Origin of the sequence: Actinocatenispora sera (assembly GCF_018324685.1) — a bacterium.
GTDB lineage: Bacteria > Actinomycetota > Actinomycetes > Mycobacteriales > Micromonosporaceae > Actinocatenispora > Actinocatenispora sera.
Genome location: NZ_AP023354.1, coordinates 2,941,768 through 2,964,802 on the forward strand (window position 1 = coordinate 2,941,768; position 23,035 = coordinate 2,964,802).

Here is a 23,035-nt window from a genome sequence, read left to right on the forward strand (position 1 = left end):
TCACTGTGGTGGGCGACACATTGCTCTTGACGCCTGGTCGGTAGTAGGGGGCCTGCGTTACGCGGGCACGGACGGGGCTGGAGCTCCGCCGATTCTGTCGGGTGTGTCGATACAGTGACTCGCGTCAGAGCGGAACGACGGGCTTCCGAGGCTGGATATGCCCCCACCGCACGAGTGATTCGTGCTGCCCGGGGGTTGTTCGTTGTCGGCGTTCACCTGCTCCGTTGCGGATGTTGTCGAGCTGGCCAGGCAGGGCACCTTGGGCGATCGGATCGCCGAGTTCGTCCGGTACAACACCTGGCAGAGCGCGTCCAGGTCGGAGCAGCGCTCCTGGGAGCGCAGCCTCCCCGTTCTGGCGAACGACCTGGTCGCGGCCGGGCTCTCCAACGTCGAGATGCTGATCGAGTACCAGTTGCCCCTGACCAGCCGGCGCGCCGACGTGGTGCTCGCCGGCGTCCACCCGCGGACCGGCGAGGACACCTACGTCATCGTCGAGTTGAAGCAGTGGTCGTCGGCCGAGCTGTGGGAGGACGACCCCAGCCTCGTCCTGGTCCAGGACATGCCCGGCGGCCCGAAACTGCACCCGTCGTTGCAGGTGCGCGGGTACTGCGAGTACACGGCCGACTATCTGACCCAGCTGGCCGAACACAACAACCGGCTGTGTGGCGTCGCGTACCTGCACAACGCGATGGACGCCGACGTGTTCGACCTGTTCGACCACGTGCAGGACGATTGGAGCCGGTTGTTCACCCGGCAGCGACGCGACGAGTTCATGAGCTTCCTCAAGTCAAGGCTGTCGCCGGAGCCCGGCGCTGCCGCCGGCAAACGGTTGCTGGCCAGCGACGTGCGGCCCAGCAAGAACCTGATGCGCATCGCCGCGAAAGAGGTGCGGGAGCGGGAGCAGTTCGTACTGCTCGATGAGCAGCAGGTCGCCTACCAGATGGTGCTGCACGCGGTGAACAAGGCCCGCAGGTCTGACCACAAGACTGCCGTCGTGGTGACCGGCGGTCCAGGCTCGGGCAAGAGCGCCATCGCCCTGTCGGTCCTCGGCGACCTGTACCGGCAGGAGCGGGCCGCCGTGCACGCGACCGGCTCGAAGTCGTTCACCCGCACCCTGCGCAAGCAGGCAGGCAAGGGGTCCACCCGGGTCCAGAACCTGTTCAAGTACTTCAACAACTTCATCGATGCCGAGGCCAACGACCTCGACGTACTGGTCTGCGACGAGGCGCACCGCATCCGCCGCCAGTCGGTGAACCGGTACACGCCCAAGGCGGTTCGGGAGCGCAGCGGCGCGCAGATCGACGAGCTGCTGTCCGCGGCGCGGGTACCGGTCTTCCTGCTCGACGAGCACCAGGTCGTACGTCCCGGCGAGACCGGCACCGTCGACATCATCCACTGGCACGCCGAGCGGCGCGGCATCGATGTCGAGCTGGTCAGCCTGCACGACCAGTTCCGTTGCGGCGGCAGCGAGGCCTACGAACAGTGGGTCCTGGATCTGCTCGGCTTCGACGGCCGTACGCCACAGGCGTGGCAGGGCGACGACCGGTTCGAACTCGAGGTGGTCGAGACGCCGACCCAGCTGGAAGAACGACTCCGGGCCAAGGGAACCGAGATCGCCCGCATGTCGGCCGGCTTCTGCTGGCCGTGGAGCGCGCCACGCGACGACGGCACTCTCGTCGAGGACGTGGTGATCGAAGACTGGGCCCGGCCGTGGAACGCCAAGAGCGACCGAACCATCGGTGACGCACCCGAGTCGTCCCTGTGGGCCACCGACCCGCGCGGCTTCGGCCAGGTCGGTTGCGTCTACACCGCCCAGGGCTTCGAGTACGACTGGTCCGGTGTGATCCTCGGCCCCGACCTGGTGTCCCGCAGCGGCAAACTCGTCACCCGCCGCGAGTACAACAAGGATCCCGACCTGCGGAAGAAATCCGTCGTCGACAGTGAGTTCGACCGCCTGGTACGCAACATCTACAAGGTCCTGCTCACCCGAGGCATGCGCGGCACCACGCTGTACTCCACCGACCCGGAGACCCGCGCCTTCCTCGCCGACCTGATCCGCCGCTGAACATTGCCGTCTCTCAGGCGGCACCGTCGAGGTACAGCTCGTGGTCGGAGCGGAGCGACCGGAACAGCTGCGCGAGTTCCTGCCGGCCGCGAGCGACCGTCTCGTACGCGCCACCCAAGTCGGTCGTCGACGGCAGCGGTGTGTCTGCGAGCAGGTCGACGGGCGTGAATCGGCCACAGAGCCACCGCCTCAACGCGAGTACATCGCCGCCGGAACCGTAGTCGTTCTGGTAGTCGGAGCGGTCGTTGCCAATCGATGCCAGGAGTGCCGAACGCCGTACCAGGCACGGAAAGCAACGCCCGCAGTGGCCACTGGTCGACCTGCGTCGCTGGATCGGAGGGTGGCCGCAACTGATGGTCAAGAACAGTGTCTCCGCGTCGGCTCCGGCCTCCAGTGCTGCCTGGCACACCTCGCCCTTCGTCATCTGCTCGAATGGATTGACCACCGTCAAGGGCATCTCGAGCTCTGTCAGGAGCCTATTGAACAGGTAGAGCGTTCGCGGATGTACCGACCGGGTTGAGCACGACGCTGCTCGTGCCTCGGTCAGTGGCGGATTCAGAGCGAGCTGCCCGTTTTCCGGGACGACGATGCGAGATGCCTGGTACGCCGACGCGGCGCGTACCGCCGTACCGATGAAGAGGAACCCTCTGCTGCGGAAGGTCATGTCCTTGGGGTTGAAGACAGCTACGGGCACCGGGCGGAAGTGGCCGCTCGCCCGAAGGCGGCGGAAGACCTCACTCACTCGACCTTTTACCTTCGAGTGCGCGTAGCCGATGTAGGCCGTCTTGGTGTGCCGGCTCACCGATCGAGCGGCGTAGCTTGCCGAGTCCAATCCACCGGAGAACAGGGCGATCTCATCTGCTTGTTGGCTGCCGAACACGGGTAGCGGGAGCATGTCGTCGCTGGTGTAGGCGCGACTACTAGGCCTGGTCGTGATGGACCAGCGATCGCCGGTGAGTAAGGACAGTAGCTCTTCCAAGGTGTTCAACGCGGTGAGTGTCCAACGGTCGTACTCCACGATGGGAACCTGAAGCTCGATGTCGCGTGTCCATCGGTCGGCGGTTGACCGGCGATCCGACATCCGGTCGGCGAGGTAAGCGGCGCGGGCGACCAGGAACATGTCGTCGCCCCAGCGCTCGGTGTCACGCCCCGCAGAGGCTGTCATGCCTCCGACGGTCGCGACGGTGGCACGAAGTTGGTTCAGGGGAAGCCGGTCCCAACCAGACCGGGCTTTCTCACCCTCAGGTGAGTTGTCGATGTCGTACCGGAAGCTCATGCGGCCTCCAAGGCTTGTTCGTCGAGATCGAGGATCTGCGAGACCGCTCGGACGACCATCGAACGCGCCGTACCGGCGATGCTGTCCCTGCGTGGGCCAGGCTGCTGGCGTTCTTCCTCGCACGGATTGGGCACCAATCCGACCAGCTTCTTCGCTGCTGCGTCGGCGATCAGCCCGGTGGGGTCGAGGTACAGGACCGGTAGGGCGATCTTGAGGTGCTCGGCGACGACAGCGCGGAGGAACGCACGTACGGCATCGGCGAAGAACAGCTGGAAGATCGAACAGAACAGCTCACGAGGCATGCGGTAGCCTCCGTCGCCACTCCGAACAGCCGCTCGAAGCGGAGCGTTGTCCTTGATCGCGGTTTCGACGGTGCTCCGTACGCCGCGTCGTACCGCGTACTCGGGCACGGTTCCAGGGGACACGTCGCCGAGGAACGCGGAGATGAACTGGAGCTCACGCTCGTCCGGTGATGCACCGACAACTCCGATGCCGACAAGCCCGTCGAGCTGTAAGCGCTCCAATGTGTCGATGAGTGCACGGGCCTGGACGGTGATGGGCTCTACCAGCAACGCCCGGCTCGGGTGGGCGCGGAGGGCAGCCGCAAGGCCGGCCGCAATGTCGTCCTGACGGTCGTTCAAGAGTTGTCGCGCGCCCTCGGGGCCTCCCGGTCCGCGGAGAACGTTGTCGAGGCGCTTGCCAAGGTCTGTCAGGCGTCGTCGGGTGCGTTGCCATTCCCGGTTGTGCGCACCGGTGCCTCCCACGGGTCCCGGGTAGCTTGTCGATGTGCCCATCCGGCCTCCCTTGGCATGCGGAAGGTAACCAACCAGGATCGGACGGTAGGGCGTTGCGGTGTATCGATCAAGATCGATAGATAAGTTTGCGGTTACCGGACAGAAGCTCGACGTGACCGAGCTCGCTGTGGTAGGCGTACGGCCGACGCGGTCGACTCGGGAACCACGGCTGCTGATCTGGCGGGTGCCTGGTGGCCGAGACCCGTGGGCGAGCGTGAGCCGCCGCCACGATGATGGGATGACCTCTCATTACGCCAGTCGACGAGTCGCGCAACTGGGTCGGTGTCGAAAATGGGCCGGGACGCTGGGGGCATCGGGGTGAGCGGTATCGAGGCGCGGGTCATTGGTGCGAAGCGGCTGGAGTTGGTGCCGGTGCAGGTCTCGTACGCCGAGGAGATGGCTCGGGTGTTGGGTGATCCGGCGCTGCACACCTACATCGGTGGGGCGCCGGAGAGCGTGGAGCAGCTGCGTTCGCGCTACGAACGGTGGTGTGCGGGCTCGCCCGACCCGATGGTCACCTGGCTCAACTGGGTCATCCGGCTACGCAGCGACGGCCGCCTGGCCGGTACGGTGCAGGCGACGATCGGTCCTGACGGCGACGATGTGGTCGCCGAGGTTGCCTGGGTGGTCGGTACCCCATGGCAGGGCCAGGGCATCGCGACCGAGGCCGCGGGGGCGCTCGTGGAGTGGCTCGCGGAGCAGCCGGTGCACGAGATCGTCGCCCACATCCACCCCGACCATGCCGCGTCTGCCGCCGTGGCCGCCGCGGCGGGACTGACGCCCACCGACCGCTGGCAGGACGGCGAGCGCCGGTGGCGGCGAAGCATCGGGCGCTGACGGAGACGAGTCGCCGGCACAGCTCCGGTTGCCGCCGCACCGCCGCTGGCTCCGGCCTCTGCGGGCCGTCACCTGGCTCCGCGTCTGCGGGCCGTCACCGGCACCGGCCCTCGGCGTGTCGCCTCGGCTCGGCTCAGAGTGGCGCCACGGTCCAGGGTTACGTCCTGCCCGGCGCGACGGCCAGTGCGTGCCGAGCAGGACGTGAGTCGCCGAGGTTCAGCCGTGGCCGGCGGCGCGGAGGACGTGGACGCCGTGGGCCTTCAGGTAGGGGAGCGGGTTGAAGGGCACGCCGTGCCGGCGCATCTCGAAGTGCAGGTGCGGGCCGTGCGAGTCGCCGGTGTTGCCGGACAGGGCGATCACCTGGCCGGCGCGTACCCACTGTCCATCGTGGACCAAAACCTTGGAGTTGTGGCCGTAGACGGTGGCGACGCCCTGCCCGTTCTCGATGCCGACGGCGCGGCCGTACCCGCCGTAGGTGCCGGCGATGCTGACGCGGCCGGCGTGCGCGGCGTGTACCGGGGTGCGCATGGGTACCGCGAGGTCGACGCCGGCGTGCAGCACGCCCCACCGAGTGCCGAACCGGGAGCTGACCCAGAAGCGCTTGGCGTGCACCGGCAACCGCCACGAGCTGCCGCGGTCGACGTACGGCTTGGCGGCGGGCCTGCGCGCCTTCCGCTGCTTCTCGGGCTTGTGCGCGTCGTGCTGCTTCGCCGGTTGGCGGGCGCCCTGTTGCGGCTTCGCCGGCTTCGCCGGTTCACGGCTCGGCGTACCGCTGTCGCCCGGCACCGGCCGGTCCTGTCCGCGGCTGGCGGCGGTGTGTTGCCGCGCGTTCGAGTGCTGCGCCGTGGTCTCGGCCGCCTGCGCGGCGGGGGCGCCGTCGCCGGTGTGTACCGCGACCGCGGTGGTTGCGCTCGCGGCGATGACCACGCCGCCCAGCAGCGCGGCGACGCCGATCCGCAGCGCCCGCGGCCGTCGGGCCAGCGCCACGGTGCGGCCGCCGATCTCCCGCCACCAGCGCGGGTCCGACACGCGGGCCGCGGCGGTACGGGCGTGGCGCCGCCACGGCGTCGTGCGCAGCGTGGTCCAGGCGGTACGGGCGTGCTGGCGCCAGGGCATCGTGCGCAGCGTGGTCCAGGCCGTACGGGCGTGCTGGCGCCACGGCGTGGTGCGCAGCGTGGTCCAGAAGGTGAGCAGCGCCGCAGCGGCGCGGCGGCGCATCGTCCGCAGGGTGGCCGCGAACGAGCGGATGGCGGTACCGGCGCGCCGGCGCCACGGGGTGGTGCGCAGCGACAGGAACCAACGTAGGGCCGAGTCGAGGGCACGCAACAGCAACGACAGGGGGTTCATGGGGGAGTCCTTGCGTCGGCGGCCTGGCGACGGGGAAGGGGATTCGCCGCACCGCTGTCGGGGGGATGCACTTGTCCGGGCCTCGGCTCAGGATCCGAGCCTGGGGCTCCATGTCGCGGGCGGCCGTGGTGACCACCCGACGGCAGCGCCCACCGTAGACGCAGTGTGACCGGAGGTGTGCGCTGTACGCGGCAATTGGAACGCCTGCGCGGTACGCGTGGATTGCTTTGCCCGGGTGGCTCCCGATTCATGGTGTGGGTGCTGCGTCACATCGTGACGGTCACCTCAGGCAACACCATGATCACTCCGGCGCAACGTGGCTGTGCGGCAGCCGCCGGTGCCACGCGAGCGGTGGGAACGCGGCAACGATCGTGGCTTTACATTCCTCTAGAAGAATGTATGATGAGCGCATGACTGAAACGATCGAGCGCGTCGTCGCCGCATCGCCCGAGCGCGTCTGGCAGCTGTGGACCACACCCGAGGGCATCTCCCGCTGGTGGGCGCCCGAGGGGTTCCGCACCGACGTCACCCAGCTCGACCTGCGCCCCGGCGGCGAGCTGACCTACACCATGACCGCCGTCGCGCCCGAACAGGTCGCGTTCATGCAGCAACACGGGATGCCACTGGCCACCGAGTCCCGCAAGTACTTCACCGAGATCGACGAGCCGACCCGACTGGGCTACCGGTCGGTGATCGACTTCGTGCCCGACTACGAGCCGTACGAGCAGCTCACCGAGATCGAGCTGACGCCGGTCGAGGGCGGCACCCGCGTCGTGATGCGCATCGAGGAGATGCACGACCAGGAGTGGACCGGCCGGCTCGTCGCCGGCCGCACCAACGAGCTGGACAACCTCGCCCGGCTCGTCGCCGCCCAGTGACATCCGACGCTGCCGACTCGGCCGACGAGCCGGTCGACATCCAGCGCGCGCTCGCGGCCATCGGCGAGCCCACGCGCTTCCGGATCGTCGAGCTGCTCGCGGCGCGAGCGCGCACGGTGGGCGAGGTGACCGAGGCGATCGGCGCCCTGCAACCGCAGACCACCAAGCACCTGCAGGCGCTGGCGGCGGCCGGCGTCGTCCGGCTGCACAAGCTGGGACGCCGCCGCGTCGCGCGCCTCGACCGGGCCACCCTGCAACAGCTCGCCGACCACTTCGGCCGCTTGGCCGAGAGCGACCCCGACGACGCCGTACTGGACGACTACGAGGCCGCGATCGCCACCGAGGCCGCGCCATCGCCGGGCGACAGCAGCCGAGTACTGCGGATGCACCGCACCGTACGGGCATCGGCCGCGACCGTCTGGGCGGCGTGGACGCAGCCGCAGTGGGCGGCACGCTGGTGGGCGCCGCGGCACTTCCGCGTCGAGACCTTCGACCTCGCCCCACGGGTCGGCGCACCGATCCGGCTGGTGCTGCGAGAAGGAGACAGCACCCGGTACGAGTCGGCAGGCCAGGTGGCCGCGGTCGACGCCGGCCGCAGGCTGGTGTTCACCCTAGCGCCGGTCGATCAGTCCGGGGCGCCACTGTTCTCCGCGGAGCACACGGTCGACATCCACCAGAACCGCACCGGCACCACCACCGTCACCCTGCTCATCCGGGTGTCGAACGCGTCGCCCGAGGCGGCGCCGGCCGTCGCCGGACTCGAACCCGGCTGGGCGCAACTCCTCGACGCGCTCGTCGCCCTGGTGCAGTCCGAAGACCGGCCCTGACCGGTTGCAGATCTCGACGCGGTCCACGGCTGTCGCCGCGAGAAGCCCCCGCATCGAAAACCACAGCTCCGGTATGGACAGAGCTGGCAGCGCGCTCCGAAGTTCCGCGAGAGAGCGTTCGCGGCACGCGGAACCCCAACGACGTGGGCGACTCGACTGCCAACGGGGCGCGTGCTCTCTGCGCGCCGGCCAGCATTCGGGCCGTGCCCCTGACCTGCTCGGTTGGCGCCGTCAGGCAGGATCGAGGATGCGGTGCAGGTTCTCGGCACGGGCCCGGCTGGCGGCATCGCCCTGCTCGAAGTGACCTGCCGCGGCAGCAACGACCTTCCGACAGGCCGCGTTGCCGCCAAGCCGCCACTCCACCAGGTAGCGCACCAGCGCGTCTGCCGCGGCGTCGCGGTGTGCGCACGCCGGGTCCTGCGCCAGGCGGGCCGCGATCTGCACCGACAGCAGGTGCCCGTCGCCGGTCAGCCGCTTACTCAGGGTATGCAGCCGAAGCAGTGCACTGTCGATCTCCCAACTCGTGACGTGGGTGATGTCCGGTGCGCCACCCAGCGACTCGGCCGCGTTGTACGACGAGGTGCTCGTCGTCCACCAGCTCTGGTGATCGCGCAGCGTCTGGTAGATGTACTCGACGCTGGTCTGGTCGCCGACCTCCACCAGCGAACTCAACGCCTGGTACGACGGGTGCTTGACGAGGAGGGCACCAAGCTCTGCCAACGCGTGCTCATCACCGGTCTGCACCAGCATCTTCATCGCCTCGTGCGAGTTGTACTTCGTCACGCAGGCTCGCAGGTGCTCGGCCGCGCGGGGGTCGCCGGTGTTCAGCAACGCCCGTAGGCCGTCCAGAGAGTTGTTGCCGACCCTGGTCAGGAATGTGTCCAGGGCATCCGCGGAGCGCGGGTCGCGAAGCTGGGCGAGCTTGCGGGTGGCGCAGTTGCGCACGCTGCTGTCCCGGGAGTCGAGCTGCCGGCAGACCCGGCGCACAACGCGTAGCGGAACCTCGGTCACCTGGCCCTTTTCCAGCCGCTTGGTGCAGCCGTCACAGAACATCAGCGGGGCCATTCTGAGCCCGACGCGGGTGGCGTGCTGGTCGCGCTTCCCGCAAAGCTGACACCGCACCCGAGGTACACCCGCGCCCATGGCATGACCATAGCCGCATCTCGGTCACGGCTCAACGCCTGCGTGGTCGGTCCCGGTGGGCGGCCCGCGGCGCGGTCGAGTTGCCGCGCACGTCGTCTCGTAGCGGCTGGCCCGCCGCGCTGCCTGACTGAGCGTTGTCGGTGGAATGCATTGCAGGCATGTTGCGATAGCAGTATTTTCGCCATAAAGAGGATCTATCGACTGGTCGGTCAGGTGGCTCGACATGGGTGAGATCCGGTGGTGGTTCGAGCGGCGCTTCCGCTCGGGCGCGGTGGCGGTGGCTTCCCGCGTGCGCGTCGGTCACGGAGCCCGAGGACGACGCAGACCCAGCCCCGGACCATCCGGCGCAGGGCCATCGATGGCGCTGGAGTCCCTCGTCTGACCGTCCACTGAGGACTGTCTCGCGTGCGGTAGGTCCAGATCCTCGGCTCCACGAAACGCAGGACTGCGTGAGGGGAGCACACACATGGCAGAGTTATCCGGCAACAGACGCCGGTGGCGGCTGGGCACCTCGATCGCCGCCGCGGGCATCGCGGCGGTCACCGCGCTGGCGCTGGTGGTACCGGCGCTGTGGACGCGCGCGCAGCACGGCGCCGCCGCCCCGTCGTGCACCTCGGGCACCACCGTGAACACCGCCGACGGCCCGGTCTGCGGCACCAGCGCCGACGGCGTCACCTCGTACCAGGGCATCCCGTACGCGGCGCCGCCGGTCGGCGCGCTGCGCTGGCGGCCGCCGCAGCCACACCAGCCGTGGAGCAAGACGCTGCCGGCGACCCAGCCAGCCAAGAGCTGCCCGGAGCCCAGCGTGGCCGGCGCCGACACCAGCGAGGACTGCCTGTACCTCAAGATCGAGAAACCGGCCGACGCCAAGCCCGGCGAGAAGCTGCCGGTGATGTACGAGTTCCACGGCGGCGGCTTCCTCGGCGAGAACCGTACCGACCAGGGCGAGAACCTGGTGCGTACCGGTCGCGTCGTCTACGTGTACGTCGGCTACCGGCTGGGCGTGCTGGGATTCCTGGCGCACGCGGCGCTCGGCGAGCACTCCGGCGACTACGGCCTCCAGGACCAACAGGCCGGGCTGCGCTGGGTACAGCGCAACATCACGCACTTCGGCGGCGACCCGCAGAACGTCACGGTGTTCGGCGAGTCGGCCGGCGGCGCGAGCGTGTGCGACCAGGTGGCCTCGCCGACCGCGAAGGGCCTGTTTCAGAAGGGGATCAGCGTCAGCGGCTTCTACAACTATCAGAACAACACCATCTGGTCGAAGGCCGACTGCAAGTCCACCTACTACACCGAGTCACAGGCGCAGCGCACCGGCGCGCAGTTCGCGGCGAAGCTCGGCTGCGGCCACGGCGACGTCGCGGCCTGCCTGCGCAAGGTGCCCGCGCAGACGCTGGTGGACAAGGGCGGTCAGTTCGTGGATCCGACCGCCGGTGGCACCATCGGCCCGATCGTCAACGGCACCACGCTGACCATGCCCCCGGCCAAGGCGTTCGCCACCGGACACGTCAACCACGTCAGCCTGATCACCGACGTGGGACGCGACGAGTTCAACGGCGGCATCTACGAGAACCAGCCCGGACTGCACACCGTGGTCGCCGACACACCGGCGCAGTACCGGCAGCTGACCACCGAGCAGTTCGGCCGGCTCGCGCCGGCGGTGCGGCGGCTCTATCCGCTCAGCCGGTACTCCTCGCCGTTCATCGCCTACCGCGCGATCATGGCCGACTCGGCGTCGGTGTGCCCGCTGCTGGACGCCAACGACGAGCTGGCCCGGCACATCCCGCTCTACGCCGACCTCGACGAGGACGCCGACAACCCGGCGCACGAGATCACCGGACCGGTCGGCGCCGTACACAGCGGTACCAACCTGCTCGTGCACTACCCGCCGGGCAAGCTGGATGCCAACCAGGCGGCGCTGCAGGACCAACTGCTCGCCGAGTGGACCAGTTTCGCCCGCACCGGCAACCCGGCGGCCGCGCACAGCCCGGCCTGGCGGCGCTACGACCGGCAGCACCAGCAGGTGCTGTCGCTGCGGCCAGCCGGCGCGAGCGTACTGATCCCGGCCCAGCAACTGCGCGACCAGCACCACTGCGCGTTCTGGTCGCGCACGACGCACTACTGATGCACGGCCGTGCGGACGCGAACGGTGCGCCCGCACGGGCACCGTGCGTACGGCGAGGTCCGGCCGGTAGCGCACGCTCGCCGTTGGCCACCCGGCACTTGCGCTCCGCGGTACGAGCGAGGCGCGGCACTCCGTGGCCGACAGAAACCGTGACAGGCTCGGGGTACCTGTCACGGTTTCTGTCGACACCGGATCTGCCTGCCCTGGGTAGCCCGACGTCCCACCGGCGTGCGGTGACATCGCCCGAACGATCGCCAGCCCGGTGCCACCGCCAGGGCCGGCCTGGAAGCTGTGTCGAAGATCGAGAGGCGACCGGTCAATCGGCGCCGGCATCGTCAGGTGCGGGGTTTCAGGCTGACGTGCTCGTGCTGGACGCTGGTGTTGTAGTGCGGGTCGCCGCCCTGGTAGGGGGTCGCGGAGACGGTCTTGCCGTCCACGACGAACGAGCCCACCGGAAGGTAGTTGAGCGTGCCGGAACGCAGGCTTGCCGGTACGTCGAAGGCGAGGTCGAGGTGGCCACCGGCGGCCCCGGGAGCATCCGACTCGCTGGTGGTGTCGCCGCTGCTGGTGGCGTGGCCGGTCAGGGTGGCGCCGCCGGCGGTCAGGGTCAGGCTGCGCGCCACGTCCGGCTTGAACTGCGACAGGCTGTCGGTGTTGAAGCCGACGGTGACGAACAGCCAGGCGCGGCCCTTGCGCGCCCAGCCGAGCTTGTCGGCGTACGGGGCGAGCACGGCCTTGCCGCTGGCGAAGGTCAGGCCGGCGGTGCTGTGCGGACCGGTCACGTAGTACGCGTCGTCGAACGAGGGGCTGGCCGCGCGCACCGGGTAGTACAGCGGGCTCGCGGTGCGGGTGCGCTTGCCGGTGCGCAGGTCGAGGTCCTGCGCCCGGCCGCCGTCGTTCATCCGCAGCGAGACCGGCGCGCCGGCCGGCACCGACACGATGATCGTCTCGTCGGCGATCAGCTGGCCGGGCACGCTGCGGCTGGTGCCGTCGACCACGAGGGCGGCCTTGCTGGCGTTCAGGGCGTCACCGTCGTAGCCGGGCAGGCCGGGCTGGGCGGCGCCCGTGCCGCTGGTGCTGTTCGGGGTCAGGTGTGCCAGCACGAACTCGTACCCGGACCTGGCGTGCACGGGCAGCGCCTGGTCACCGAGTTGGGCGACGCCGAGCTGGTCGGCGGTAAGCGTCGTCGCCCGCGCCACCCGGTCGAGTTGCAGGTACGAGTGCGGCCCGACCAGCACCGCCTTGCTCGGCGTGAGGCTCTTGGTGCTGCTGATCCCCTGGTACGCGCGGCCGATCGCGGTGGTGAAGTCGGCCGGCGCGGTGGAGCCGGTCTCCGATGGCGACGGCGTCGGCGAGGCCGCCCTGCTGCCACCGGGCGGGGTGGCGCATCCGGCAGCGAGCAGCATCGCCGCCCCGATCGTGACCGCTGCTGTCGCCCGCCGCATGCTGCCCCCTCGTCGCCGACCGCACAGACGTTAGCGCCTCGCCGCCGCGGGGCCGAGCGGAGTTACCGCGCCGTACTGCCGTGCGCGGCCCGGCGCACGGCAGTACGGGCGGCTGTGCGGGCTCAGCCCATGGACTTGGCGCCGTCGATCGACTCGCGGATGATGTCGGCGTGGCCGGCGTGCTGCGCGGTCTCGGCGGCGATGTGCAGCAGCGTGCGCCGCACCGACCAGCGGGCGCCGGGCTCGTTCCACGGCGCGTCCGGCAGGGGGTGGCTGGCGTCGAGGTCGGGCACGGTGCGCACCAGCTCGTCGGTGCGCCGGGCCACCTGCTCGTACTCCTCGAGCGCCCCGGCGAGGGTGTCGCCGGGCAGCATCGCGAACTCGTCGGCGCGGGCCTGGAAGTCGGCTTCGGTCATCTTGGTGAAGTCGGGCATCGCCGAGGGGCCCTGGACGATGAAGGCGGCCCAGCCGCGTTCGACCGAGGTGACGTGTTTGATCAGTCCGCCGATGCACAGCTGGCTGACGGTGCTGCGCTGCGCGGCCTGCTCGTCGGTCAGGTCGCGGGTGGTGAAGCGCAGGAAGTGCCGCTGGTGCGCGAGCATCTGCAGGATGTCGGCGCGCTCCTGGCTGATCGCCGGCTGCTCGGTGGTGCTGGTCGGCTCGTTCACGGTCGTCATGATGCTCCCAAGCGGCTCGTTCTCGCTGTTGAAGACGAGGTTAGTCGCCCTTGCGGTCAACTCCTGTCCTCAACAAGCGGCGATGCTGGGTGACCGCCGTAACGAAGCAGCCGCGGCACCTTGATCGCGAGGCCGGCCAGGAACAGCACCAGCAGGGTGCCGCTGATCATCGTGGTACCGGCGACGCCGAGTACCTCGGCGACCGCGCCGAGCATGATCGTCGCGAGCGGCATCACCCCGATCGCGAGCTCCTGCAGCCCGAGTACCCGGCCCTGCACCGCCGGCGGGGTCAGCATCAGCAGCAGCGTGGTCTGCAGTACCCCGAACGCCGAGCTGGCCAGCCCCACCCCGGCGAGCAGCGCGAACGAGACCGGTACCGAGCCGGAGATCGCGAACGCCACCCACAGCGTGCCCCACAGCGCCGTGCCACCGACGAACATCGCACCCTTGTACCGGAAGTCGCCCAGCGCGGCGATGACCAGCGAGCCGACCAGCCCGCCGAGCCCGCTGCAGGTCAGCAGCCAGCCCAGGCCGCCGGCGTCCAGCCCGAGGTGCACCTTCGCGAACACCGGCATGAACGCCTGGTAGATCGGCCACAGAAAGATGTTGGCCACCAACGTGATCAGCAGTACCGCGGCCGCCAGCCGGTTGCCGAACACGGTGCGCACGCCGCTGGAGACCAGCTGCCGCAACGACTCCCCGCCGGGGTGGGCCACCCGCCGCGCCGCGTTGCGCAGCGGCCACAGCGTCACCAACGAGACCGCGAACCATGCGGTGGACACCCACAGCGCGCCGGCGGCGCCCAGCGCGCTGATCATCGCGCCGCCGATCGCCGGCCCGATCACCTGCGTCATGTTCATCACGATGGAGTTGAGCGCGTTGGCGTTGCTGAGGCTCTCACGCCCGACGAAGTCCAGGACCAGGGTGGAGCGCGCCGGCTGCGACGGCGACTGCGCCAACCCCAGGCACAGCCCGCCGGCCACCAGCAGCCAGTAGGGCGCGGTGCCGGTGGACACCAGCACCGACAGCAGCAGTACCACCGTCAGCGCCCAGCCCGAGGCGACCAGCAGCAGCCGGGCGCGGTCGAACCGGTCGGAGACCACGCCCGACAGCGGGCCGAGCATCATCGGCGCCAGCCGTACCGCGGTGAAGATGGCCAGCAGGAACTCCGAGCCGGTGGTGTCGAACACCAGCCAGCCGAGGATCAGCGTCTGGGTCCACACGCCGCCGAAGAAGAACAGGTTCGACACCCACAGCAGCCGAAACCGCGGGTAGCGCAGCAGCGACGCGAACACCTTGCGGTGCAACCCGTCGGGCCGCGGGGGAGCGACCGGCGGGGCCGCCTGTACCATTGCTACTCCTCTGCACCCCGGCACGCCGGCGCCGACCCGAATCGCCATCCGGGTCGGATCGCCTGGTGTGAAAGGGAAAGCTACGTCAGCCGCGGACCACGTTGCCGGCGACGATGACGGTGTCGCGGTCCGGGGCGCGGGTGATCGCGTCCTGCGGGTTCTGCGCGTCCAGCAGGACCAGGTCGGCCGGCGCGCCGACGACCAGGTCGTGGCGCTCGCGGCCGACGAACCCGGCCGCCGCCGAGGTGGCGATGCGCGCCGCGGACAGCAGATCCTCGTCGCGCCGCCAGCCGGCCAGCTGCGCCAGGGTGCCGGCCAGTCGCAGCACGTCCCCGTCGCCGAACGGGCCCCACAGGTCGCGGATCCCGTCGGTACCCAGGCCCACCGGTACGCCGGCGTCGCGCAGCGCGGTGTTCGGCAGCCGCGGCGCGGTCACTCCGGCCACGGTGCTCAGCGACACCCCGGCCTCGGCCATCGCGTCGACCAGCTGCCGCTGCCGGTCGGGCGCGAGGTTACCCAGCGCGAAGCCGTGCGAGATGTTGACCCGGCCCGCCAGCCCGCTGACCCGGGTGCGCTCGATGATCAGCTCGTACTGGAAGGCGCCCAGCTCGCCGCGGTCGTGCAGGTGGATGTCGAGCCCGACGCCGCGCCGTACGGCGATGTCGAACAGCGCGTCCAGCTGGCCGACCGGGTCGCGGTCGATCGACGCCGGGTCCAGCCCGCCGATGTGGTCGGCGCCCTCGGCGGCGGCCTGGTCGAGCAGGTCCAGCACCCCGGGGCGGCGCAGCACGCCGTCCTGCGGGAACGCCACGATCTCCAGCCGGATACCGGGATCGACCGCGGCGACCGCGTCGCGCACCACCTGGATGCCGGTCAGGCCGACGCCGAGGTCGACGTCGACGTGGCTGCGAAACGCGGTGGTACCGAAGGCGACCAGTTGGCGCACCAGCGCGGTGGTGGCCTCCGGGCTGGGGATGCCGAGCTCGTCGCGGTGCGCCCGCTCGTGCGCGATGCGGTCCTGGGTGGTCGGCTCGCCGCCGTAGGACACCCAGGGCCTGCCCCACCAGCTCTTGTCCAGGTGCGCGTGCGCGTTGACCAGGCCGGGCAGCGCGAGCAGCCCGCGCCCGTCTACCAGCGTGGTACCGGCGGGCTCGCCGGCGCCGGTCGGCCGGATGTCGGCGATCGTCCCGTTCTCGATGACGATGTCGCTGGCCGCGCCACCCCACGGTCGCACGTTGGTCACCACGGAACGGGTCATCTCGCACCTTTCTTCGCTGGTCCCGGCGGCTCAGGCGGCCCCAGCGAAAATGGTATACCAAATGACGGCATGGATCCGTGGCGCGAGCGGTGACCGTACCCACCCGCTGCCGCGGCAGCACCGGGCGCAGCAACACCGGTTTCGCCGGTCCTGATGAGCGGTGACGACCCGGACCGTGGCGCTCGTCGTCCCACCGGCGGTGTCCGGCGACCTGCTCCCGACCGGGCAACCCGAGCAGCGTCGTCCGTGGACGGGGTGGACGCGCCGAGTGCGGCGGTCTCGCCGTCAGCGGCGCGGACGCACCCCGGCGAACAGGTCGTCCTCCTGCTCCGAGACCTCGACTCGTCGTCGGGATGCGTGGGCACGCTCATCAGCCGCAGGGTCTCGCCGGCGCGGTGGAAGCCTCCGGGTCTCGTACGATGGGGCGTTGCTGTCGGTCGTGGTGGAGCTGGTGTGGTGGGGGAGAACGAGCGGCCCGGCGAGCGCGGGCAGGCGCTGCTGGTCGCGCTGTTCGTGGTCTACCTCGGCCTGCTGTGCTGGCTGGTGCTGTGGAAGCTCGAACCCCCGCACCTCGGTGACGGCACCCTGCGCCACGTCAAGCTCATCCCGTTCAGCCCGGACGGCGGGCTGGACCCCAACTCGCCGCAGGAAGTGGCCGCGAACCTGCTGATGTTCGTCCCGTTCGGCCTCTACCTGCGACTGCTCGCCCCGGCCCGCCCGTGGTGGCAGGCGGCGGTCGTGGTCGCCGCGGCGAGCCTGGCGCTGGAGACCACCCAGTACGTGCTGGCCATCGGCTGGTCGGACGTCACCGACGTGATCACCAACACCGCCGGTGGGGTGGCCGGCATCGCCCTGACCGCCCTGGTACGCCGCCGCCTGCGCGCCCGTACTGCCCGCGTGATGACCCGCATCTGCCTGATCGGCACCGTGCTCGCCCTGCTCGCCACCGGCCTGTTCGTCGCCTCCCCGCTGCACTACGCCCCGATGCGCGACCGCACCGCCGCACCGGCGCATCCTCGTACCGCTGCGCTCACCGGCCACGCGGCGCCGGTGAGCGCGTTGCCGTAACCGTGGTGCTGCCGCGCGGCCGCGGCAGCTGCCCCAGATACCGCACGAACACGGCGGGATGGCTCGCCGCCGGCCACGATCGGAGCCCGCGAAACTGCCGACACCGGTCGGAGTCGGGCGGCGCCGATGCGGTCGGGCGGCGCCCCGCCAGTGGCGTACCAGGCCCACCCGGTTGCCGTCGGGGTCGGCGAACACCGCGATGCGGCTGACGGGCGTGTCCACCGGTGCCAGTACCCGGGTGCCGCCCAACTGTTCGGCGGGGGCCAGGGCCGCATCCACGTCCTCGACCGGGAAGCAGGCGACCAGCCCGACGTACGGGCTGCCTGGCGGGCGCTGCCCGGGTTCGAGGGCCGCAGCCGCGGCGACCGGATCGCCGAGATCGTCTCGTTCCTCGGCGCGGAGCACTTCGCGCCGTTCGGGCTGCCCGCCGCACTGGGCTGAACCCGGCACCGGTCAGCGGGAGGGGTGGGGGAGCCGACCGCGGCCGGGCTCGCGTAGCGGATAGCCGTCGGGTCAGCAGAGGACGCCGCGCTTGCTGCGGGCGCCGTGTGCGGAGGGGTGGGCGCCGATCCAGCGCGGATCCGCCGGCTGGCTGGCCCGCTGGTACCGCGAGTCACACGACAGCCGGAGCCGGCCGGTGTTGTTGTCCAGTCCACAATGGACGGTGAAGATGGTGAAGGTGAGCAGGTCGCCGGCCCGGAAGTCGGCGGTGAGCCAGCGGCCGCCGAGACGCTCCCGCAGGCGGCCCGGATCCTCCGGCAGCGCACCGTTCCACAGCAGACCCTCGTGGATCGCATCATGCTCGGCACTCGTACCGTTGCGGCAGAACTCGTCGACGTCGCGGCTGCCGTACCCGGCGCGCAGGTCGTCGTGGGTGTGCGAACGTTCCAGGATCGCCAACCCGCCGAGCGTGCGGTCGATGTCGCCCAGCGGAGTCCACGCCGTCAGCAGGTCCAGCGTGCCGCGGTTCATGAACACGCTGTCCATGTGCGGCGGCGTACCGGATCGCGGCGGCACCGCCCGCAGCCAGGTGTAGTCGAAGTGGCGGACCGCCTCGCCGAAGACCGCCTCGTACAGCTCGATCATGCGGCCGGTGTACAGCAGATCCAGCAGCGGCGTGCTGCGTGCCGCGACCTCCGGTGCGAAACCGGTGAAGCCCGGTGCGGCGATCGCGTCGTCGGCGCCGCTGCCGGGCTCGCACCGGCCCTGCTGCGCGAGCCGCGTCAGCAGATCGCGCCGGGCGGCCAGTACCTCGTCACGCGCCAGGAAGCCGGGCAGGAACAGGTACCCGTCGGCCGCCAGCCGGTGTCGCAACTCGACCGCGTCGCCCGCCACGTCGTCGGAACGGCGCAGCGCGCCCACTGCGTCGCGCAGATCGGCGCCCTGCGCGCTGATCCGGCCGTCAGCTACCGAAGACATCTCGGACCTCCTTCACACCGGCTGGCCTGCCCGACTCACCGTAGGTCGGGCAGCGCCGGTGGTGTTGCACGAACTGACCTGCGACCTTGTCGATTCTGGTCGCCGCCGGCGATGCTGGGAGCATGGCCGAGCGATCGCCGCTGCCGTCACAGCTTGTCGTCCGGGCCGCCGCCACGACGGCGGTGGGCGCCGTGCGTGCCGCCGGCCGGCTACGCGCGGGACGTGGCCTGCCCGTTGCGCCCTTGCGCGTTCTGGACAGCTACGCCGCGGTCTACCTGCTCGCCGGCTCGGGCCGCTACGCCGACGCCGGCGGAACCCGCACGGCGCTCGCTCCGGGGGACCTGCTGCTGCTGTTCCCCGGCCTCGGCCACACCTACGGCCCGCCGCCCGGCCAGACGTGGAGCGAGCTGTACCTGCTGTTCGACGGCCCCGTCTTCGACCTGTGGCGCTCCACCGGCCTGCTCGACCCCGCCCGGCCGGTGCGGCGCCTGGAGCCCGTCGACCGATGGGCGACCGCCTTCGAGCGCGTCGTTGCCGACCTGCAGCGCACCGACGCCGGCGCCGCCCTGTCCGCCGTCTGCGCACTGCTCTCGGTACTGGCCGACGCCGAGTCCACGCCGCCACGCGAGGACGCCCAGGCCGACCACTGGTGGCTGTCGTGGGCCAGCGCGCTGTTGGCTGCCGACCTTCGCCGCGAGCAGCCACTGGACGCCGTCGCCGCCCGGATGTCGATGTCCTACGACGGGTTCCGCAAGCGGTTCCGCCGCCTTGCCGGCGTCTCGCCGGCCCGCTACCGGGCCCTGCGCTGCATCGACCGCGCGTGCGAGCTGCTCGCCGACGGCGAGCTGACCGGCCGGCAGATCGCCGCGGCCCTCGGCTTCAACGACGAGTTCCACTTCTCCCGCCGCTTCCACCAGATCACCGGACGCACCCCGAGCCAGTTCCGGGCCGCGCTGCCGCCGCTGCCGCACCGCGCCACGATCTCCTCCGGCCGGGGCGACTGGTGTCCCGCGGGTCGCGTGACCCGCGAGCCGCCATCCACCCGCGGGGTCGACCGACGTTGATCGGCTCGTCCCGGTCGGTGTGACCGCGGCGCGGGCAACCGCCCGGCGACTGTGGGACCGATCCCACGTTCGGCCGGTAGCATCCCGCCATGTCCGAATCCTTCACCCGTCCGCCACGGCCCAACCAGATCACGGTGGCCGGCGTCGGCCTGATCGTGGGCAGCGGCATCGAGACGGTGGCGTCCGCGATCGCCACCATCGCCGCGATCCGAGACAGCATCGGCTACCACGAGCTGCGGGGACTCTCCCTGCTGGTACCGCTGGTGGGCATCCTCGCCGGCGGGCTCGCGGTGTTCGGCGGGGTGCAGCTGCTGCTCGGCCGCAACCGGAACCTCGTGTACGCGGGTGCGATCGCGTCGCTGGTGCCCGGCACGCTGTGCTGCGTGGCCGGCGGCGTATTCGGCGTCCTCGCGCTGGTTCTGCTGCCCCGCCCGGAAACCCGAGCCCACTTCGGCGAAGCCGTACGGGCGCAGAACGGTTCGCCGAACGCGCCGTTCGCCCCCACCTGGCCCGGCCCCACCCCGCCGGCACCCCGACCGACCACGCCGGCAGCCGACGCCCCACCGGCACCCGACCCCACCCCGCCGGCAGCCGACGCCAACCCGCCGTACCCGGATCCTGCAATCGCGCCGCAGAACGTTGATCCGGCCGCGCCGGGCGCCGACGTCGCTCGGCAGCCGGACCGGCCGGAGGAAGCGGACCGGCCCGAACACCCCGATCGGCTCACGACGTGAGGTCCTGACGTGATGCCCGGCCCGGGCCGCCGGTCCCGCCACGACGCGCACGAACATCGCCGGTACGGGCCGGAAGCCGCGGTCATCGCTTCGCCGCGACCGCCTGCCCTGCCCCGGCCGGCCGGAGCCCGTCTCCGGACACCGCCCGCCGGGTCCGGCGGCGGTGATAGTGCACCGTCAACACGGCGAGCAGCGGCCCCCAGGCAGCCAGCGGAAGGTACGCGGCGGCGAACGCCACCGACTGCCAGCCGTGCATGACCAGCCCACCGCCGTGCCGCACACCGGTGACCGTGCTGTCCAGCACGTAGTGCATGAACAGTGCGTACGGAAAGATCATCAGCAACGTCGACCCCACGGCTGCCGGGATCACCGCGGCGCGCATGGGCACCGTTCGCCCGCCGAGCCGCGGAAGCCACCGCGGGAACACCTCACCCCAACGGCACACCAACCCCAACGCCAGGAACGCCAGCGCCTCGCTGACGATGCTCAGGCCAACGACGTACACGCCCATCCAGCTGTCCGGGATCAGCGACGGCCCCTCCCCGGGGCGGTGTCCGGACACGCGCTCGACCACCGGTGCCCCGAACGCGAAACCGACGATGCGCCAGACGGAGGACGGCAGCACGGTCAGGCTCGTCAGGTACGCCGTCACCACCGCCCAGCGCGGCACTCCCGCCGCGGTCGGTCCGTGCAATCTTTCCAGTAATCCCGGTCCGGCCATGGCATCCCCGTCTCTTCGCTCGGCGCGGCTGACGGCTCCAGTGTCGGAACCTCGACGTACGCGCCGCATCGCGTCGACGTGGTACCCGGATACCTCCGCCGGGGGATTCGCCCCCCGGCCGGCCGTGGCACGATGCGCCGGTCGAGTCGACCCTCGCCCCGAGACCAAAATCGGCGCAGGTGGGCAGCCCCTAGACTGGTGGGCGTGGGGGTGCAGGCGCGGGACGGCGACGAGCCGGAGTCGGTACGGGTCGCCCGGGTGCTGCGCGAGCAGATCATCGACGGCGTGCGCGAACCCGGCTCCCGGCTGGTCGAACGCGAACTGTCCGCCGAGCTCGGCGTCAGCCGGGTACCGGTGCGTGAGGCTCTGCGCAGCCTGGTCGGCGAGGGGCTCGCGGTGCCGCGTCGCAACAGCTGGATGACGGTACGGATCTTCACCGAACGCGACATCGACGAACTCATCGAGGTGCGCGGCGCGCTGGAGCCGCTGGCGATCCGCCGCGCCGCCGAACGTCACGACCCCGCCGCGCTGCGCCGCATCAGGGCCGCGCTCGACGCCGAGGGTGACGCCGCCGGCCGCGGCGACGGCACCGCCGCGCGCCGCGCCGCCGCCGACTTCCACGAGGCGGTCACCGCGGCCAGCGGCAACACCCTGCTCGACGAGGTCGCGGTGACGCTGTCCGGCCGGATGCGCTGGCTGCTCGGCCAGCACGACGAGCTGGCCGAGGTGTACGCCGAGCACGAGGCGATCTACCAGGCGATCGCCGCCGGCGACGGGTCGGCCGCCGCCGAGCTGGCCCGCCGGCACCTGCGCACCAGCCGTACCGCCGCGCAGCAGACGACCGAGCGGCGGAGTTGACCTAGAGTTCGGTCTAGCATCTAGCGTGCCGGGCATGACGATGCGTTACCGGCCGCTGGGCGGCACCGGCATCGAGGTCAGCGCGTACTGCCTCGGTGCGATGATGTTCGGCTCCGAAGGCAACACCGACCTTGACGAGTGCACCCGGATGATCCACACCGCGCTGGACGCGGGCATCAACTTCATCGACACCGCCGACGCCTACGGCGAGGACGGCGGCTCCGAGCGCATCGTCGGCGAGGCGCTCAAGGGCCGCCGCGACGATGTCGTACTCGCCACCAAGGTGCACTTCGCGATGGGCGACGGCCCCAACCGCAGCGGCAACTCCCGCCGCTGGATCGCGCGCGCCGTCGAGGACAGCCTGCGCCGGCTCGGCACCGACTGGATCGACCTGTACCAGGTGCACCGGCCCGACCCGACCACCGACATCGAGGAAACCCTGTCGGCGCTGACCGACCTGGTACACCAGGGCAAGATCCGCGCCTTCGGCTGCTCGACGTTCCCCGCCGACCACATCGCCGAGGCGCACGCGATCTCGGCGGCGCGCGGCCTGCTGCCGTTCCGTACCGAGCAGCCCCCGTACTCGATCCTCGCCCGGGGCATCGAACGTGCCATCCTGCCGCTGTGCCAGCGGTCCGGGATGGGCGTGCTGACCTGGAGCCCGCTGGGCTGGGGGTTTTTGACCGGCCGCATCCGCAAGGACTCCCCGGTCGACCTGACCACCGGCCGCGCCGTGCACAACCCGTCCCGGTTCGACCCGAGCCTGCCGGCCAACCAGCGCAAGTACGAGGTGGTCGAGGAGCTGATCGCCCTCGCCGCAGAACTGGGCTGCACGCTGCCGCAGCTGGCGGTCGCGTTCCCGATCGTGCACCCGGCCGTCAGCTCGGTGATCCTCGGACCCCGCACCCCGAGCCAGCTCGACGACCTGCTCGCCGGTACGGCGCTGGAACTCGACGACGCGACCCTGGACCGCATCGACGAACTCGTCCCGCCGGGCACCGACCTGATGGAAGCCACCTGGACCCCACCGGCGCTGACCGACGCCACCCTGCGCCGCCGCCCCTCCACCGAGCGCGCCGCGGCTGATCGCTGATCGACGATCCGGGTGCGGTCGACATTCCGGGTCGGCCGCACCCTGACCAGAACG

20 protein-coding genes and 1 pseudogene are annotated in these 23,035 nt (G+C 70.9%); 10 read left to right on the plus strand and 11 right to left on the minus strand.

Going from position 1 to position 23,035, the window contains the following annotated elements:
* Positions 1-259 precede the first annotated feature (259 nt).
* A complete protein-coding gene (locus Asera_RS14070; protein WP_244843873.1) occupies positions 260-2,065 on the plus strand; it encodes a DUF2075 domain-containing protein in 1,806 nt (601 codons plus the stop codon).
* A gap of 13 nt (positions 2,066-2,078) precedes the next feature.
* On the opposite strand, the gene Asera_RS14075 is transcribed toward Asera_RS14070, so the two are convergent.
* Positions 2,079-3,341 (minus strand): 7-cyano-7-deazaguanine synthase, encoded by a 1,263-nt coding sequence (locus Asera_RS14075; protein ID WP_157035078.1) that lies wholly within the window; start codon positions 3,339-3,341, stop codon positions 2,079-2,081.
* The gene (locus Asera_RS14080) at positions 3,338-4,135 is read right to left on the minus strand and encodes a hypothetical protein (protein WP_157035077.1); all 798 of its coding nucleotides are present in this window, start codon (positions 4,133-4,135) and stop codon (positions 3,338-3,340) included. The genes Asera_RS14075 and Asera_RS14080 overlap by 4 nt, the downstream gene beginning before the upstream one ends.
* Before the next feature lie 318 nt (positions 4,136-4,453).
* Between Asera_RS14080 and Asera_RS14085 the strand changes: the two genes are divergently transcribed.
* Positions 4,454-4,972, plus strand: a complete 519-nt coding sequence (locus Asera_RS14085; RefSeq protein ID WP_030448583.1) for a GNAT family N-acetyltransferase — start codon at positions 4,454-4,456, stop codon at positions 4,970-4,972.
* Positions 4,973-5,188: 216 nt separating this feature from the next.
* Here the strand turns inward: Asera_RS14085 and Asera_RS14090 are convergent, their stop codons facing one another.
* Entirely contained in the window at positions 5,189-6,319 is a 1,131-nt protein-coding gene (locus Asera_RS14090) for a M23 family metallopeptidase (protein ID WP_051802759.1), read from the minus strand.
* 410 nt (positions 6,320-6,729) lie between these two features.
* Between Asera_RS14090 and Asera_RS14095 the strand changes: the two genes are divergently transcribed.
* Both Asera_RS14095 and Asera_RS14100 read left to right on the plus strand, forming a co-directional pair.
* Complete coding sequence (locus Asera_RS14095; protein WP_030448581.1) at positions 6,730-7,197, plus strand: SRPBCC family protein; 468 nt, start codon at positions 6,730-6,732, stop codon at positions 7,195-7,197.
* Positions 7,194-8,024 (plus strand): SRPBCC domain-containing protein, encoded by an 831-nt coding sequence (locus tag Asera_RS14100; protein WP_211255737.1) that lies wholly within the window; start codon positions 7,194-7,196, stop codon positions 8,022-8,024. The genes Asera_RS14095 and Asera_RS14100 overlap by 4 nt, the downstream gene beginning before the upstream one ends.
* A gap of 231 nt (positions 8,025-8,255) precedes the next feature.
* On the opposite strand, the gene Asera_RS14105 is transcribed toward Asera_RS14100, so the two are convergent.
* Positions 8,256-9,167, minus strand: a complete 912-nt coding sequence (locus Asera_RS14105; RefSeq protein ID WP_157035076.1) for a HEAT repeat domain-containing protein — start codon at positions 9,165-9,167, stop codon at positions 8,256-8,258.
* Between the two features lie 466 nt (positions 9,168-9,633).
* On the opposite strand from Asera_RS14105, the gene Asera_RS14110 reads away from it, so the two are divergent.
* Complete coding sequence (locus Asera_RS14110; protein WP_030448578.1) at positions 9,634-11,292, plus strand: carboxylesterase/lipase family protein; 1,659 nt, start codon at positions 9,634-9,636, stop codon at positions 11,290-11,292.
* A 335-nt stretch (positions 11,293-11,627) separates the two neighbouring features.
* Here Asera_RS14110 and Asera_RS14115 read toward each other — a convergent pair whose 3' ends face one another.
* The 4 genes from Asera_RS14115 to Asera_RS14130 all read right to left on the minus strand — a co-directional run bounded on the left by Asera_RS14115 (position 11,628) and on the right by Asera_RS14130 (position 16,024).
* Positions 11,628-12,737, minus strand: a complete 1,110-nt coding sequence (locus Asera_RS14115; RefSeq protein WP_030448577.1) for a hypothetical protein — start codon at positions 12,735-12,737, stop codon at positions 11,628-11,630.
* 122 nt (positions 12,738-12,859) lie between these two features.
* Complete coding sequence (locus tag Asera_RS14120) at positions 12,860-13,414, minus strand: DinB family protein (RefSeq protein WP_030448576.1); 555 nt, start codon at positions 13,412-13,414, stop codon at positions 12,860-12,862.
* A gap of 56 nt (positions 13,415-13,470) precedes the next feature.
* Entirely contained in the window at positions 13,471-14,766 is a 1,296-nt protein-coding gene (locus tag Asera_RS14125) for an MFS transporter (protein ID WP_051802758.1), read from the minus strand.
* A gap of 85 nt (positions 14,767-14,851) precedes the next feature.
* The gene (locus Asera_RS14130; protein ID WP_030448574.1) at positions 14,852-16,024 is read right to left on the minus strand and encodes an amidohydrolase; all 1,173 of its coding nucleotides are present in this window, start codon (positions 16,022-16,024) and stop codon (positions 14,852-14,854) included.
* 456 nt (positions 16,025-16,480) lie between these two features.
* Here Asera_RS14130 and Asera_RS14135 point away from each other — a divergent pair, with 456 nt between their 5' ends.
* Positions 16,481-17,092, plus strand: a complete 612-nt coding sequence (locus tag Asera_RS14135; RefSeq protein ID WP_211255736.1) for a VanZ family protein — start codon at positions 16,481-16,483, stop codon at positions 17,090-17,092.
* A gap of 225 nt (positions 17,093-17,317) precedes the next feature.
* On the opposite strand, the pseudogene Asera_RS33940 reads toward Asera_RS14135, so the two are convergent.
* Both Asera_RS33940 and Asera_RS14145 read right to left on the minus strand, forming a co-directional pair.
* Positions 17,318-17,542, minus strand: a pseudogene (locus Asera_RS33940) (hypothetical protein); the annotation flags it as partial.
* A gap of 63 nt (positions 17,543-17,605) precedes the next feature.
* Positions 17,606-18,511 (minus strand): phytanoyl-CoA dioxygenase family protein, encoded by a 906-nt coding sequence (locus Asera_RS14145; protein WP_030448571.1) that lies wholly within the window; start codon positions 18,509-18,511, stop codon positions 17,606-17,608.
* A 122-nt stretch (positions 18,512-18,633) separates the two neighbouring features.
* On the opposite strand from Asera_RS14145, the gene Asera_RS14150 reads away from it, so the two are divergent.
* On the plus strand, positions 18,634-19,575 hold the full coding sequence (locus Asera_RS14150; protein ID WP_030448570.1) for an AraC family transcriptional regulator: 942 nt from the start codon (positions 18,634-18,636) through the stop codon (positions 19,573-19,575).
* An 89-nt stretch (positions 19,576-19,664) separates the two neighbouring features.
* Positions 19,665-20,309, plus strand: a complete 645-nt coding sequence (locus Asera_RS14155; RefSeq protein WP_030448569.1) for a hypothetical protein — start codon at positions 19,665-19,667, stop codon at positions 20,307-20,309.
* A gap of 82 nt (positions 20,310-20,391) precedes the next feature.
* Here the strand turns inward: Asera_RS14155 and Asera_RS14160 are convergent, their stop codons facing one another.
* On the minus strand, positions 20,392-21,003 hold the full coding sequence (locus tag Asera_RS14160) for a hypothetical protein (protein WP_211255735.1): 612 nt from the start codon (positions 21,001-21,003) through the stop codon (positions 20,392-20,394).
* Between the two features lie 231 nt (positions 21,004-21,234).
* Between Asera_RS14160 and Asera_RS14165 the strand changes: the two genes are divergently transcribed.
* Both Asera_RS14165 and Asera_RS14170 read left to right on the plus strand, forming a co-directional pair.
* A complete protein-coding gene (locus Asera_RS14165) occupies positions 21,235-21,888 on the plus strand; it encodes a GntR family transcriptional regulator (RefSeq protein WP_212804585.1) in 654 nt (217 codons plus the stop codon).
* Positions 21,889-21,928: 40 nt separating this feature from the next.
* Positions 21,929-22,981 carry an aldo/keto reductase gene (locus tag Asera_RS14170; protein WP_030448566.1) on the plus strand — a complete coding sequence of 351 codons (1,053 nt, stop codon included), beginning with the start codon at positions 21,929-21,931 and terminating at the stop codon, positions 22,979-22,981.
* Positions 22,982-23,035: the final 54 nt, after the last annotated feature.